Source organism: Cupriavidus sp. 01L43 (assembly GCF_056399925.1).
On the sequence record NZ_JBFTSH010000014.1, the window covers coordinates 119,196 to 133,940 of the forward strand.

General features: G+C 62.1%; 9 protein-coding genes and 1 pseudogene. 6 read left to right on the forward strand and 4 right to left on the reverse strand.

Going from position 1 to position 14,745, the window contains the following annotated elements:
• Window positions 1–21 precede the first annotated feature (21 nt).
• Window positions 22–585: an FMN reductase gene (gene msuE, locus AC1DP9_RS21300; protein ID WP_477108401.1), complete on the reverse strand. Its 564-nt coding sequence runs from the start codon at window positions 583–585 to the stop codon at window positions 22–24.
• A 92-nt stretch (window positions 586–677) separates the two neighbouring features.
• Window positions 678–1,313: pseudogene (locus AC1DP9_RS21305) on the reverse strand (MetQ/NlpA family ABC transporter substrate-binding protein); the annotation flags it as partial.
• A 239-nt stretch (window positions 1,314–1,552) separates the two neighbouring features.
• Here AC1DP9_RS21305 and AC1DP9_RS21310 point away from each other — a divergent pair.
• The 6 genes from AC1DP9_RS21310 (at window position 1,553) to AC1DP9_RS21335 (ending at window position 12,250) form a co-directional block, all read left to right on the forward strand.
• Complete coding sequence (locus AC1DP9_RS21310; RefSeq protein WP_477108402.1) at window positions 1,553–4,750, forward strand: efflux RND transporter permease subunit; 3,198 nt, start codon at window positions 1,553–1,555, stop codon at window positions 4,748–4,750.
• Complete coding sequence (locus AC1DP9_RS21315) at window positions 4,747–5,931, forward strand: efflux RND transporter periplasmic adaptor subunit (RefSeq protein WP_477108403.1); 1,185 nt, start codon at window positions 4,747–4,749, stop codon at window positions 5,929–5,931. Before AC1DP9_RS21310 ends, AC1DP9_RS21315 begins: the two co-directional genes overlap by 4 nt.
• Window positions 5,932–5,945: 14 nt before the next feature.
• Complete coding sequence (locus tag AC1DP9_RS21320; protein WP_477108404.1) at window positions 5,946–7,427, forward strand: efflux transporter outer membrane subunit; 1,482 nt, start codon at window positions 5,946–5,948, stop codon at window positions 7,425–7,427.
• Between the two features lie 664 nt (window positions 7,428–8,091).
• Window positions 8,092–10,413: an FdhF/YdeP family oxidoreductase gene (locus AC1DP9_RS21325; protein WP_477108405.1), complete on the forward strand. Its 2,322-nt coding sequence runs from the start codon at window positions 8,092–8,094 to the stop codon at window positions 10,411–10,413.
• A 141-nt stretch (window positions 10,414–10,554) separates the two neighbouring features.
• Window positions 10,555–10,890, forward strand: a complete 336-nt coding sequence (locus tag AC1DP9_RS21330) for an HdeA/HdeB family chaperone (protein ID WP_477108406.1) — start codon at window positions 10,555–10,557, stop codon at window positions 10,888–10,890.
• A gap of 106 nt (window positions 10,891–10,996) precedes the next feature.
• Window positions 10,997–12,250 carry a cupin domain-containing protein gene (locus AC1DP9_RS21335; protein ID WP_441644972.1) on the forward strand — a complete coding sequence of 418 codons (1,254 nt, stop codon included), beginning with the start codon at window positions 10,997–10,999 and terminating at the stop codon, window positions 12,248–12,250.
• A gap of 64 nt (window positions 12,251–12,314) precedes the next feature.
• On the opposite strand, the gene cydB is transcribed toward AC1DP9_RS21335, so the two are convergent.
• Window positions 12,315–13,301 carry a cytochrome d ubiquinol oxidase subunit II gene (cydB, locus tag AC1DP9_RS21340; protein WP_477108407.1) on the reverse strand — a complete coding sequence of 329 codons (987 nt, stop codon included), beginning with the start codon at window positions 13,299–13,301 and terminating at the stop codon, window positions 12,315–12,317.
• Between the two features lie 26 nt (window positions 13,302–13,327).
• On the reverse strand, window positions 13,328–14,716 hold the full coding sequence (locus AC1DP9_RS21345; protein WP_477108408.1) for a cytochrome ubiquinol oxidase subunit I: 1,389 nt from the start codon (window positions 14,714–14,716) through the stop codon (window positions 13,328–13,330).
• Between the last annotated feature and the right edge of the window lie 29 nt (window positions 14,717–14,745).

The following is a 14,745-nucleotide window of genomic DNA, read 5'->3' on the forward strand; positions in this document are numbered from 1 at the left end:
GCCGGGCCAAATCAGGCCAGGTCAGGCCACGCGCAGCAACTGGCGCGCGTGGCTGGCGAACAGCGGCGCCGCACGATCCGCCGCGAGGCGGATGCGTTCCTGCAGCGGGCCATTGCCGACCTGATAGCCGTCGAAATCAGCCGTCGAGGCATACACGCCAATCGGGAGCGTCAGCGCCTGCAGGAAGCCGAACAGCGGGCGCAACTGGTGCTCCAGCACCAGTGCGTGCCGGTCACTGCCGCCCGTGGCGGCCAGCAGCACCGGCGTATCCACCAGCGCGTTCATCCCGACCAGATCGAACAGATGCTTGAAGTGGCCCGGGAACGAGCCCCGGTAGACCGGCGCGGCGGCGATCAGCAGGTCCGCCGACTCGATGTCCGCCAGTTGCGCCTCGATCCCGGCAGGCAGTTCCTCGCGCGACAGCGCGCCACCCAGCGGGCGGGCAATCTCGCTCAGGTCGACGATGCGGGTGTCGAGCACGAGCCGTTCTTCCAGCGCCTCCAGCAGTGCCTGCACGAGCACACGGGTGCGCGAGGGCTGGTGGACACTGCCATTGACGGCGACGACTTTGAGGGGGGTAGCCACTGGTGGTTCTCCGTTTGGATCGACCCCTACCTTAGCGCCGTCGCCGCCGAGGGCGAACGAAGGAAATCGAGTATGGATAGATGAAGTCCCGATCAGAACGACGGCACCATCGCGCCCTTGTACTTTTCCTTCATGAACTGGCGCACGTCGTCCGACTGGTACGCCGCTACGAGTTTCGTGACCCATGGCTTGTCCTTGTCCTGCGTGCGCACCACGATGATGTTCGCGTACGGGCTGCGGATGTCTTCCATGGCGATGGCGTCCTTGGTCGGCTGGAGGCCGGCGGCGAGCGCGTAGTTGGTGTTGATCACCGCGGCGCTCACGTCAGGCAGGGCGCGCGCCAGCTGGGCGGCGTCCAGTTCCACGATCTTGAGCTTCTTGGGGTTCTCGGCCACGTCCAGCGGCGTAGCGTTCACGCCGTTGGTGCCCACGCCCGGCTTCAGCTTGATCACGCCCTGTGCGGCGAGCAAAAGCAGCGCGCGGTTCTCGTTCGACGGGTCGTTCGGCACGGCCACCTTGGCGCCCTGCGGCAGGTCCTTCGGCGACTTCAGCTTCTGCGCGTACACGCCCAGCGGCGAGATATAGGTGTAGCCCACGCTGACCATCTTGTAGCCGCGCTGCTTGACCTGGCTGTCCAGGTACGGCTGATGCTGGAAGCTGTTGGCCTCCAGATCGCCCGCGTCCAGCGCGGCGTTCGGCTGCACGTAGTCGTTGAACTCCACCACCTCGCGCGGATCGGCGGCGGCAAGGCCGCGTCGGATGGACGCGGCCGGGACGAAACTTTACCTCAATGTGCCTTGCCGGTCGGGTGGCTCGCACTCATCGTCGGCACGTTGCGCTTTTCAAAAATTGCATATCTCGACAGTTCGAACAGAAAAGCGCCGCCAGTTTCCGAAATAGTCCTGCGGCCATTTCTTCCTAGACTCACTTTGCCTTCAATCGGGACAGGTGAACCAGGAAAACGAACATGTGGATCGTCAGGCTTGCACTACGCCGGCCCTATACCTTCATTGTGCTAGCCATTCTGCTGTTGCTTGGTGGGATGGTTTCCATCCTGCGCATGCCTACGGACATTTTTCCGTCGATCGACATTCCGGTGGTCAGCGTGGTCTGGAGCTACAACGGTTTGTCTGCCGAAGACATGGCGCAACGTATCGTCACGGAATACGAGCGTTCCCTGACCACCGACGTCGACAATATCGAGCACATCGAGTCGCAGTCGCTACCGGGGGTGGCCGTCATCAAGGTCTTCTTCCACCCCGGCGCTGACATCAACCGGGCGATTGCTCAAGCCACGGCCGGCGCGCAATCGATTCTCAAGCAGATGCCGCCGGGCGCCACGCCACCCCTTGTCCTTAGCTACAACGCCTCTACGGTACCAATCCTGCGCCTGGCGCTAGGCAGCGACACGCTGCCGGAGCAGGAACTGTACGACCTGGGCAACAGCTTTATCCGCACCCAACTGGCCACAGTAGAAGGCGCGTCAGTGCCGCTTCCCTACGGCGGCAAGGTACGCCAGGTGACGGTGGACCTTAATGTACCGGCACTCCAGGCACGCGGCCTGGCTCCAGTCGATGTCGTGAGCGCGATCAACGCGCAGAATTTGGTTTTGCCTGGCGGCACCGCCAAGATTGGCTCGCTGGAATACCGGGTAGATCTCAATGGCAGTACGCAGACCGTAGCCGCGTTGAACGACTTGCCGGTCCGCAGCGGCCCCAACGGCACGGTCTATGTTCGCGACGTGGCGCAGGTCCACGATGGTTACGCGCCCCAGACCAATGTGGTGCGGCATGACGGCAAGAGAGCCGCGCTGCTGGAAATCGAGAAGACTGGCAGTGCCTCAACACTGACCGTCGTTTCGCAGATCCGGGCCCTGCTGCCGCACATTCTTTCAGGACTGCCGAAGTCGCTCCACGTGCAACCCCTCTCGGACCAGTCAGTGTTCGTATTGTCGGCGATCGACGGTGTGCTGCACGAGGCGCTGGTGGCCGCCTGCCTGACAGCCACAATGATCCTGCTGTTCCTGGGTAGCTGGCGCGCCACGCTGATCATTGCCATCACGATTCCGCTATCGGTACTGGCAGCACTCATCGCCCTGGCGGCGCTGGGGCAGACCTTGAACATCATGACGCTGGGCGGGCTCGCGCTTGCCGTGGGCGTACTCGTAGATGATGCCACCGTGGCAATCGAAAATATTGCCCATCATCGCGAGACAGGCAAGCCACTCGAGCAGGCCATCCTTGACGGTTCGGGAGAAATCGCACTGCCCACGCTGGTGTCCACGATGTGCATCTGCATCGTGTTCCTGCCGATGTTCCTACTCAGCGGCGTCGCTCGCTACCTGTTCGTGCCCCTGGCCGAATCAGTGGTGTTTGCGATGATGGCTTCCTACTTCCTTTCCCGCACGCTCATTCCCACGCTGGCGCACTATCTACTGCGCGGCGAAAATGCGCAGCGGCCCAAGGGCGGACGCCTGGCCAGCTGGTTCAGCGCGGTTCATACGAGATTTGACGCGAGATTCGAACGGGTGAGGCTTTCGTATTCGCGCCTGCTGCGCGCTGCGCTGGCAGCGCCACGCCGTACCGTTTCGTTCTTCGCGCTAGTTTTTTTGGTGTCGATGACGCTTGTGCCGTTCCTGGGCCAGGATTTCTTTCCCACCATCGAAGGCAGCGAGATCCGACTGCATATGCGGGTACGCACCGGCACGCGCATCGAGGAAACGGCGCGTATCGTAGATGAAGTGGAAAATGAAGTTCGCCTGGTCATTGGACCCACCCACGTGGCCGGCATCGTCGACGACATTGGCCTGCCCGTCAGCGGCATTAACCTGACCTACGATTCTGCGCTGCCGATTGGCACCGGCGACGCGGAGATCCTGGTGTCGCTGAAGCCCGATGCCGGCCGTTCTGGCGCGCTGGTCGAACAGCTCGACGCGGCCCTGCGGAAGAACTTTCCCGGGGTCAGCTTTTCGTTTCTGCCGGCCGACATGGTCAGCCAGATCCTCAATTTCGGCCTGCCTGCGCCTATCGACATCCAAATAGTCGGGAAAGACCTGGAAGGCAACCGCAAAGTGGCCGATCAACTGATGCGCAGCCTGGCAGGCGTGCCCGGACTGACCGACCTGCACCTCCAACAGCCGACCGACCAGCCTGCCCTGAGTCTCAATGTTGACCGCACACGTGCCCTGCAGGCGGGGCTGTCCCAACGCGAAGTGGCGCAGAACCTGCTGATCTCTCTGTCCGGCAGCAGCCAAACAGCGCCCAACTTCTGGCTTAACCCCAAGAACGGCGTCAGTTATCAGGTGGCCGTATCGGTGCCGCAGTATGCAATGGACTCGCTGCAAACGCTGTCGAGCATTCCACTTGGCCTGGGCGCTGACACTGTGCAGCAAGGTGGCGCTGGGCAGCTTGGCCAGTTCGGCACCATCACGCGCTCCAGTCAGCAAGGTGTGGTTTCGCATTACAACGTGCAACCAGTACTCGATCTGTTCGCTGCGGTACGGGGTCGCGACTTGGGTTCGGTGGCCAGCGATGTGCAGCGTATCGTCAGCAAGGCGCACGATCAGTTGCCGGCTGGCTCAGGCATCGTTGTCCGCGGCCAGGTGCAGACGATGCATGCATCGTTTGCAGGCCTGCTGGCCGGCCTGGCTGCTGCCATCGTGCTGGTCTACCTGTTGATGGTCGTGAACTTCCAGTCGTGGCTCGATCCAGTTGCCATCGTTGGCGCACTTCCCGTAGCGCTCTCTGGCATGGCATGGATGTTATTTGCGACCGATACCACCATCAGTGTTCCCGCGCTCACGGGGGCCATCATCTGCGTTGGCATCGCGACGGCTAACAGCATCCTCGTGATAAGCCACGCGCGCGAAGGGATGGCAGGCGGAAAATCTGCCGTGGATGCAGCATGGGAAGCTGGCTTCAGCCGCTTCCGCCCTGTGGCGATGACGGCGCTGGCCATGCTGTTCGGCATGGTGCCGATGGCTTTGGCGACAAGTGGTGCGGGCGCGCAGAATGCGCCGCTCGGTCGCACCGTGATTGGCGGCCTGGCATTTGGCACAACCGCAACGCTGGTACTCGTGCCAGTGTTCTTTGCCACCCTGCATGACTGGATGGCGGGCCGCACCCGAGTCGACGACTCCGCCACGCTTCGAGAAGACCTGGCATGACACATAGCAAACCTCGTACTACGGCCTCGGCGCCACGTAGCCGGTCACGCCTCGCCATACTGGCGGTATCGGGCCTTTGCGTCGCAGCAGCCCTTACTGCCGGGATCTTCCCACGCTGGCACAGCTTTGGCGCTTTGCAGTTGCGCGCCAAAAGCGCGGAAATTCCTGTCGTCAGTGTGGTGTCCCCCCGAAATGCTGCAGCCGTGCGCGATATCACCCTGCCAGCCGATGTCCAGGCCTACGACGATGCCGCCATCCATGCGCGCGTCAACGGCTATCTGCGGCGCTGGTACGCCGACATCGGCACCTCGGTGAAGGCTGGCCAGTTGCTAGCGGAGATTGATGCGCCCGAGGTATCCGACCAGTTGCGCCAGGCTCGCGCCGACGAGGCGACGGCGGCCACCAACTACCAGCTGGCCAGCACCACGGCCAAGCGCTGGCAGGACCTGCAGGCGACTAACTCCGTCGCGCAGCAGGAAACCGACCAGAAAGTCGCCGACATGCATGCCAAGGCGGCCTTGCTGGCCGCGGCACGCTCAAATACTTCGCGGCTGGCACAACTGGCCAGCTACATGCAGATCCGCGCGCCGTTTGATGGCGTGATTACCGCACGCAATGTCGATACGGGGGCGCTGATTGACGCAGGTAGCGCACCGAGCCAGGACCGCGAACTGTTCCATATCTCGGCCGGCACGCGGCTGCGCGTTTATGCTCAGGTCCCCCAGGATGTCAGCGCGGCAACGGTACCGGGCACGCGCGCATGGCTGACTTTGCCGCAAGCGCCGGGACAACGCTACCCCGCCACCGTTACGCGCACGGCCGGTGCGATCAACCCCATCACGCGCAGCCTGCGCGTGGAGCTTGACGTCGACAGCCAGGACGGTCATATCCTGCCCGGCACCTACGCCCAGGTGCATCTGGAAGTGGGCAGCGCCCATGCGGGCCTGGATCTGCCAGCCAATACGTTGATGTTTCCCGCCAGTGGCCCTGCGGTGGCCGTTGTGGATGCTGAAAACAAGCTGACGATTCGTCAGGTCGCACTCGGTCGAGATTTCGGTTCGCATGTGGAGGTACTAAGTGGCGTGCAGGAGAACGACCGGGTCGTCGTCAACCCCGGCGACGGCATCGTCTCCGGCATGCCCGTGCGCGTGGCCGCCCCCGCCAAGGGGGACGCGGCATGAGCGGCGACCGGAAGATGAAGCGGGACACGAAGCGCACCACCAGGCTTACCATCAGGCACACCGCCGTCGTGCTGGCCTGCGCCTGGCTGGCCGGATGCGCCACCGAGCCGTACGAAGTGCCGGCGATGCCGCTGCCGGCCACCTATCAGGAAGCCGAGGCTGTCCAGCACCAGGACGCCATCGCGTCGGACTGGTGGCGCGCCTACGATGACGCCATACTCGACGCCCTACTGGCACGCATTGACGTCTCGAACCAGAGCCTGCTCAAGTCCATGGCCCTGCTGCGCGATGCGCGCGCGCAGGTGGCTGCCGCCCGCGCCGACTATTTCCCCACCGTCGGCGCCGCCGCCAGCGTCACGAGTACACACCTGTCAGCCAACGTGCTGGGCCATTCGCTGGCCGGCAGGACCACGCCCGATCACCTGATTGGTCTTGGTGCCACCTGGGAACCTGACCTGTTCGGCCGCATCGGCAACAACGTCGACGCCGCGAAGGCCCGCCTGCAGGCCAGCGCCGACGATGTGGCCGCCGTCCGCCTGAGCCTGTTGGCGGAAGCCGCCATCGACTACTTCGGCATCCGATCGCTCGACCGCGAGGCGGCGCTGCTGCAGCAGACCGTGGACGCCTACGCATCGGTGCTGCAACTGGTGACCAACCGCTACCTGGGCGGCATTGCGGCGGAAAGCGATGTCGCCCAGGCGAAGGCGCGCGTGGAAGGCACGCGCGCCCAGCTGACCGACCTGCAACTGGCGCGTACGCAGCTGATGCATGCACTGGCCACGCTATTGGGCGAGCCGGCGAGCACCTTTACCCTGCCGGTGGCCACGTCGAATCCGGGTGAGACCAGCATCGCCCTGCCCGCCACGCCGGCGGCCGTGCCGGCCACATTGCTCCAACGCCGTCCGGACATCGCAGCGGCGGAGCGCCGGGTGGCCGCCGCCAACGCGCAGATCGGCGTGGCACGCGCGGCCTTCTTCCCGACGCTGATGCTGAACCTGAACGGCGGACTGGAAAGTTCCGGCCTGGCGGGATGGCTGACGGCGCCTAGCCGCTTCTGGGCCGTCGGCCCGTCACTGGCCGCGACGATCTTCGATGGCGGCAAGCGCCAGGCCGGCGTGGACAGCGCCCGCACCCAGTTCGACGCCAGCGCGGCGGATTACCGCCAGACCGTACTCAATGCCGTGCAGGATGTGGAAGACAACTACGCGGCGCTGCGGTTGCTCGACGAGGAAGCCGCCAGCCAGCGGGCCGCCGTCACGGCATCCGACCGCGCCTTGCAGCAGGCCACCGAGCGTTACCGCAAGGGCGCCTCCGCCTACCTGGACGTCAACGTGGCGCAGGCCACCGCCCTGACCGACGCCCGCGCATTGGAAGCCGTGCACCGGCGCCAGCTGACGGCCAGCGTCTCGCTGTTCCGGGCGCTGGGTGGGGGATGGGATAGAAAGGATGGCAAGACGGGCGAGCCCGCCGAGGCAAGCACGCCGGCCTCAGACTGAGGCTGATGCGCTGTTGGCGCTGCCCGGACGCCCATGCCCCGCTTCAAGCCGATGATGCCCAGCGCCTCGGCGAGCGGCGGGCGTCACCGGGGTCGACGTGCATATACGACACCTCCACCGGCCGCGCAGAAGGGCCCTACGCCCGCGGGCCGTATTCTCAAGTCTCGCTCACTCCTCAGGAAGACAGACATGCGCTACAGCATTACCCAAGACGGCACCCGCCTGTTCGCGGGGCCGGCGCCATGCTGATCGGCGCTTGAACCGCAGATCCATCGCAGTCCCACTGGAGAATCTCCATGCGTTCGACCCTGTTCCGTTCCAACGCACCCTGACATCGCGGAGGCCCTCGTGAGCGAACAGGAAAGCCTGCTGCTGATGTACGGCTGGATTGTCCTTGCCGTCCTGAATCTGATTTTGATTGCCGTCGCGTTCCTCCAGTACGCCGACTGAGGGCCTGGCACACCGACCGCATTCGTCCCTGGGTTTTCTCGCCTAGGCAATTTGTAGAGCCACTTCCTCCTTTGGTTTGCCTGCGGCATTCCGGGCCTCCGGCATGTCGTGCGAAAACGAAACTGGCTCCGCAAGACGCAATTGCCGCAATCCTTCCTCCTTTACGCTCGGGCCATCACAAGGCATCGAACTCTTTAAGGCAGGAGACCCCGTCATGGCCTTCAAATCAAAGCCCCGCATCGAACCCTATGCCCACGCCGCCGCCGGCTGGGGCGCGCTGAAGTATGTCGCCATCAACCTCATCAAGGAACGCGTGCCGGGCCGTGACTACGCGATGCTGTTCCGCCAGAACCAACCAGACGGCTTTGACTGCCCAGGCTGCGCCTGGCCTGACCGCGAACACGCATCCACGTTCGAGTTCTGTGAGAACGGCGTCAAGGCCGTGGCAGCTGAATCTACCGGCAAGCGCGTGACGGCCGAATTCCTCGCGCATCACACGGTGGAATCGCTGATGCAAGAGACCGACTACGAGCTGGAGCAGCATGGCCGTCTGACCGAGCCTGTGGTCTATGACGCAACGTCAGATACGTATCGCCCGATCAGTTGGCAGAATGCCTTTTCCCTTATTGGTACCCGGCTGCGCGCCATGCCCGACCCGAATCAGGCTGCTTTCTACACGTCCGGGCGCGCGAGCAACGAGGCCGCCTTCATGTATCAGCTGTTTGCACGGATGCTGGGCACCAACAATTTTCCGGACTGCTCGAACATGTGCCACGAAGCCACCAGTCGTGGCATGCCGCACACCGTAGGCGTCGGAAAGGGCACAGTCACGCTGGATGATTTCGAGACCTGCGACACGATCCTGCTGTTTGGCCAGAATCCCGCCACAAACCATCCGCGCATGCTCTCCGAACTACGCGACTGCGCCAAGCGGGGCGCCACGCTGGTATCAATTAACCCGCTGCGCGAACGTGGGCTTGAGCGCTTCACCAGCCCGCAGAGCCCGGTCGAAATGCTGACAATGTCAGAGACGAAGATCTGCTCGGTGTTCGTGCGTCCGACACTTGGCGGCGACTACGCGCTGATCAAGGGGGTGGCGAAGCGCGTGCTGGAACTGGACGACGAAGCGTTGACCAATGGAACGGCTCGCGTACTGGACACGGCTTTCATTGCTGAACACACGCACGGCTTCGAGCCTTTCGCGGCCGACCTGCGCGCCGAATCGTGGCCCATCATCGAGCGCGAATCTGGCGTGCCGCGCGAAGAGATCGAGGGTCTGGCCACCATCTATGTCCGGGGCGAGCGCGTGATCTGTACCTGGGGCATGGGCCTGACTCAGCACAAGCACTCGGTACAGACGATCCAGATGCTGACCAACCTGATGATGCTACGCGGCAATATCGGGCGCGAAGGCGCGGGCCTGTGCCCCGTTCGCGGCCACTCCAATGTGCAGGGCAACCGGACGGTAGGCATCGAGGAGCAGCCGACCGGGGCCTTCCTCGACAAGCTCGGCGCAGCCTTCGGCTTTAACCCGCCGCGCGAACACGGCTACGACGTTGTGGAGAGCATCGAGGCGATGCTGCGGGGAGATGTGAGGGTCTTTATCGCATTGGGCGGGAATTTTGCATCGGCTACACCTGATACCGAGCGTACCTGGGGCGCCCTGCGCGCTTGCGACCTCACGGTGCATATCGCGACCAAACTTAACCGCAGCCACCTTGTCCATGGAAAAGACGCGCTGATCCTGCCTACATTGGGGCGCACTGAGATTGACCTGCAGAACGGCGCTCCGCAGGGCGTGACCGTGGAAGACTCAGTCTCGCAGGTCCACATCTCCTTTGGCATGAACAAGCCCGCATCACCCGACCTGATGTCCGAAACTGCCATCATTGCCAATCTTGGCCATGCGACGCTGGGCAGCAAGACGGTCGACTGGCTCTGGTACGCACAGGACTACGCCCGCATTCGGGACAAGATCGCGGAAGTCATCGACGGCTTCGAGCACTACAACGCCCGCATCGCCATGCCTGGTGGTTTTCATCTGCATGTTCCCGCGCGCGAGCGGCAATGGCACACGCCGTCCGGCAAGGCGGCGTTTATTGTCAACGCACTGACTCCGGACACGCCGATTGCCCAGGCCCGCGCCCGCTATGGCGAGCGGTTGATGACGCTGATGACCACGCGTTCTCATGACCAGTACAACACGACGATCTATGCGCTGGACGACCGCTATCGCGGCGTCTTCGGGCAGCGGCGTGTGGTCTTCATCCATGCGGCGGACCTGGAAATGCTGGGCCTGCGCGACGGCGATTGGGTCGACATGACCACGGTATGGCACGACGATGTCGAGCGGCGTGCCGACGGATTCCGACTGGTGGCGTACGACATTCCGCGCGGATGCATCGCCGCCTACTATCCGGAAACCAACCCGCTGGTACCGTTGGACAGCGTGGGGGACGTCTGCAATACCCCAACCTCAAAATCCATTCCAGTGCTGTTGCACCCGACGGCCTCCCCTGCCTCGAAGAACGCATAACCATGCGATTCGAGAACGCCATACGTGCTCCGAAAATCCCCCACCTGCGCGACCTTCTACGATGGGCCCAGGCGTGAACGAGATCATTCTCCTGATTGCGCTTCACGTCGATCCATCCCAACGAAGCTTCCAGGAGCCAGCATGAAACGCCTGATTCTTTCCCTCGCGATCGTCACCCTTTCCGCCCCGCTCATCGCCTCTGCTGCCACTGACGAAGTCAAGACCGTGAAGCCGTTCAAGATGACTTGCGAGGAGTTCCTCTCGGTCAGCGAAACCTACAAGCCGGCGGTGGTCTACTGGATCGCCAGCGTAGACAAGCTGGGCGTGCGCGAGAACGACCAGATCGTCGTTGACACGCCGCGCACGGTCGCTCACGTGGTTGACGAATGCCGGAAAGCACCCACCAGGAAGCTCTCGGACAAGGTGCGAACGTCGCTGGATAACCAGACGCTGAAGATCAACTACAACGGCGCCTGATGGCTTCTTGCCCGACATGGCGGCGATGCCTGGCGGGCCCTCCAACACCGTCCCTTGGGCGCTTCTGACGCGCGTGAGACTTCCCTATCCATGCAAAGGAAAAATCATGACTGACTTGTCCAGACGAAAGGTAATGATCGGTACGGCAACCGCGGCGTTTGCAGCCGCCGCTGCGTCAGCTCATGCCGCTTCATTCGGCAATCCAGACCGTCCGCCTGAAGGGGCGATCAACGCGCGCAACCGGCAGGGCCTCACCGATCCCGGCCCGCGGGACGATATGCTGGCACGGCAGTTCCCGTCCGCCCAGGACGCGCCGGCCACCGATGTCAACGGCATGCCGCAGTTTTGGTCGTCGTTCAACAATGCGCACAAGCGTATCCAGAACGGCGGCTGGGCACGCGAAGTCACGCAGGAGGATTTTGCCATCTCCAAGGACATCTCCGGCGTGAACATGCGGCTTTCGGCGGGCGGCATTCGCGAGATGCACTGGCATCAGCAGGCCGAATGGGCCATCATGCTCGACGGCAAATGCCGCATCACGACACTTGATGAAGAAGGCCGTTCATCGGTGCAGGACGTCAAAGCAGGCGACCTCTGGTACTTCCCGCCAGGGCTGCCGCATTCGCTGCAGGGAGCAGGCACCACCGGCGCGGAATTTCTGATTGCGTTCGATAGCGGCATGGCTTCCGAATTCAACACGCTGCTGGTAACGGACTGGCTCGCTCACACGCCGCCTGAAGTGCTGGCTGCTAATTTCGGCGTTCCGGTGGAATCGCTCAAGGATATTCCCGTCGACAACCTCTGGATCTTCCAAGGCAAGGAGCCGGGACCACTCGCGGCAGCACAACGTGCTTCCGCCTCGAAGAAAGGTCCACCGGCACTTCCGGTAACATTTTCGCTGGCAGGTTCCACGCCGGTTCGCAAGACGCGCAGCGGCTATGTACAGATTGCGGACAGCCGCAACTTCAAAATCTCGCAGAATGTGGCCGCGGCGCTGGTCACGGTAGTGCCGGGCGGTCTGCGCGAGCTGCACTGGCACCCGAACGCCGACGAATGGCAGTACTACATCAAGGGCAAAGGGCGCATGACTGTCTTCGATACGGGTCCCAAGGCGATGACCGCCGACTTCAACGCGGGTGATATCGGCTACGTGAAGAAGGGGCTCGGCCACTATGTGCAGAATGTCGGCAACACGGACCTGATCATGGTCGAGGTCTTCAAGGCTGACCACTTTGCGGAGGTGGCGCTGTCCGACTGGCTCACGCATACACCGCCTGAGATGGTCATGCAAACGTTGAACATCAGCGCGGAAACGCTGGCGCAGTTCCCGCGTGACCGCCCCGACATCGTGCCGGAATGACCCGCTTCTTCTTCGCCGCTATCTGACTGAGGATGCTCGACGTCAGTCAGATAGCGTAGCGCCTTCAATAATGCTCGGACGTGACGTCAACCTTGCCTTTGAAGACCGTGTAGCCGCACAGGGTGTAAGCCAGCATCAATGGGAAGACAAAGAGACCAGCCCCCCAGAACATGAAAGATAGGCTCGACATCGGCGCAGCAGCCTCATTGATCGTGATGCTGAACGGCACGATGTACGGCCAGAACGAGACGGCGAACATCCCATATGCCACCACGAACAAGGCTGCGGACGCCAGGAATACCGAAGTATCCATCGCCCTTCTTGCCCCATGCCAGACAATCAACACGGCGATCAACCCAACGAACGGTACAAGGAACAGCACTGGACGCTCCGTCCATCGCGCCATGACCGCAAAATTGGCGTACAACGCGTGGAAGAAGAGTGCGATGAGCAAGACGAGTACGACGACAAGCAAGCGAGGAATCGCCCTGAATGCGGCATCGCGCGTCTCTCCCTCGCACTTCTTCGCCAGCCACCCCGCTCCGAGCAACATGTAGCCGAAGCAAAGCGCAATGCCGGCGACTACGGAGAACGGGCTGAGCCAGCTCATATCGTTGCCCATGAATCGCCCATTTTCGATGGGCAGACCCTCTGCCAACGCGCCAATCATCGCGCCTTGCATAAACGTTGCCACGAGAGATCCAACGACTAAGCCGCAATCCCACACCGGCTTGGAACGTTGCGCATGGACACGGAACTCGAACGAAACGCCGCGGAAGATCAAGCCCGCCAGCATGACGCAGACGGGAATGTAGAAGGCACCGAGCAGCGTCGAATAGACGATTGGGAATGCGCCCCAAAGCACAACGCCCGCCACGATCAGCCACGTCTCGTTACCATCCCAAATCGGCGCGATTGAAGCCAGCATCGACTTTCTTCGTGCTTCATTCCGAGTCGTGCCAAACAACATGCCGACACCGAGGTCAAGACCATCGAGCAGCACATAGACGAGCATACTGATGGCCAGGATTGCGGACCAGTACGTAATCATGGTTGCCTCACAGAGTAGTCAGTTCATCAATCACGAAACGATTCCGCCGCAGCGACTGCCAACGGTCTGTTGGACGTCCCCGATGGCTCGCGGTCCTGGTCGATCGAAGCGGGACCATTGCGGAGTAGCTTGTAGACGTAATACGTGCCGAACGAGAAGACAATCAAGTACGTCACAACAAAGACAAACAGTGAAGCGCCCGCCGCGCGAGCCGTCAGCGTCGGCGTCAGTGCGTCTGCTGTGCGCAGCACCCCCCATACGGTCCAGGGCTGTCGCCCAACTTCTGCTGCGAACCATCCCGTCAGAATCGCCACGAACGGCAAGGGAAACGAAAGATAGGTTGCCCACAGGAGCGTCTTCTTTTCCTCGATGCTGTTCCTGAAGGAGAACCAGCTACCGAGCCACGCAATAAGCAGCATCGCGATTCCACAGCCGACCATCACACGAAATGCGAGAAACGGAATCAATACCGGTGGCCGCTGCTCCTTTGGAAAACTCGTGAGCCCCACCTCCTTCGAATCGGTGGTCATGGTCGCAATCAGGCTGCCGAGAATCGGAATCGATACTTCGTAGTGATTCGTTTCCTTTTCTTCGTCCGGCCATCCAATGAGCACCTCTGCCGCAGGCTGCTCGTCATGCCAACGCCCCTCAATTGCAGCGAATTTAGCCGGCTGGTCGTCGTGTACATAGTCACCGACCAGGTGCCCGAACACAAGTTGCACTGGTATGAGAACCGTGGCCAGCGCCAGGCCCATCCGTAGCATCACCTTCGCTTCCGGCTCACAGAGTTTGCGCAGCGTGTACCAGGCGCCAGTCGCAGCGACACAGAACGCGCCAGTCAGGTACGATGCCAACAACATATGAGGAAAGCGCACCCAAACGACCGGACTGAAGATGATCTCGGCCCAATCCGTCGGGACAAAGCGACCATCGATGAAATCGTAGCCAACCGGGTGTTGCATCCAACTGTTGTTGACCATGATCCAGAATGCTGAGAACGTCGTCCCGAGCGCAACCATCGCTACCGAGAACAAGTAGAAGCCTGGCTTGACCCTGGATCGCCCGAACAGCAGCACCCCGAAGAACGACGCTTCGAGCATGAATGCGGTGAAAGTCTCATACGTCAGCAACGGACCTTGCACGGGTCCGGAGAGGCGCGACAGTTCACTCCAGTTCGCTCCGAACTCGAATCCCAGCACGACACCTGAAACTACGCCAACGCCAAAGGCAACGGCGAAGATCTTCAGCCAGAAATCGAACACGCGTCGATAGACTTCCTTCCGCGTGAACTGATACATACCCTCGAGGAGCGTCAACCAAGCGGCCAACCCGATCGTGAGCGAAGGGAAGATGATGTGAAACGACACCGTGAACGCAAACTGAATGCGCGAGAGCATGAGTGCGCTGACTTCCATGGAGCACCTTTACCTGGATCATTTCGCTT

Coding starts and splice junctions, on each gene's coding strand:
- AC1DP9_RS21310 (WP_477108402.1), top strand. CDS start 1,553: ATGTGGATCGTCAGGCTTGCACTACGCCGGCCCTATACCTTCATTGTG.
- AC1DP9_RS21315 (WP_477108403.1), top strand. CDS start 4,747: ATGACACATAGCAAACCTCGTACTACGGCCTCGGCGCCACGTAGCCGG.
- AC1DP9_RS21320 (WP_477108404.1), top strand. CDS start 5,946: ATGAAGCGGGACACGAAGCGCACCACCAGGCTTACCATCAGGCACACC.
- AC1DP9_RS21325 (WP_477108405.1), top strand. CDS start 8,092: ATGGCCTTCAAATCAAAGCCCCGCATCGAACCCTATGCCCACGCCGCC.
- AC1DP9_RS21330 (WP_477108406.1), top strand. CDS start 10,555: ATGAAACGCCTGATTCTTTCCCTCGCGATCGTCACCCTTTCCGCCCCG.
- AC1DP9_RS21335 (WP_441644972.1), top strand. CDS start 10,997: ATGACTGACTTGTCCAGACGAAAGGTAATGATCGGTACGGCAACCGCG.
- cydB (WP_477108407.1), bottom strand. CDS start 13,301: ATGATTACGTACTGGTCCGCAATCCTGGCCATCAGTATGCTCGTCTAT.
- AC1DP9_RS21345 (WP_477108408.1), bottom strand. CDS start 14,716: ATGGAAGTCAGCGCACTCATGCTCTCGCGCATTCAGTTTGCGTTCACG.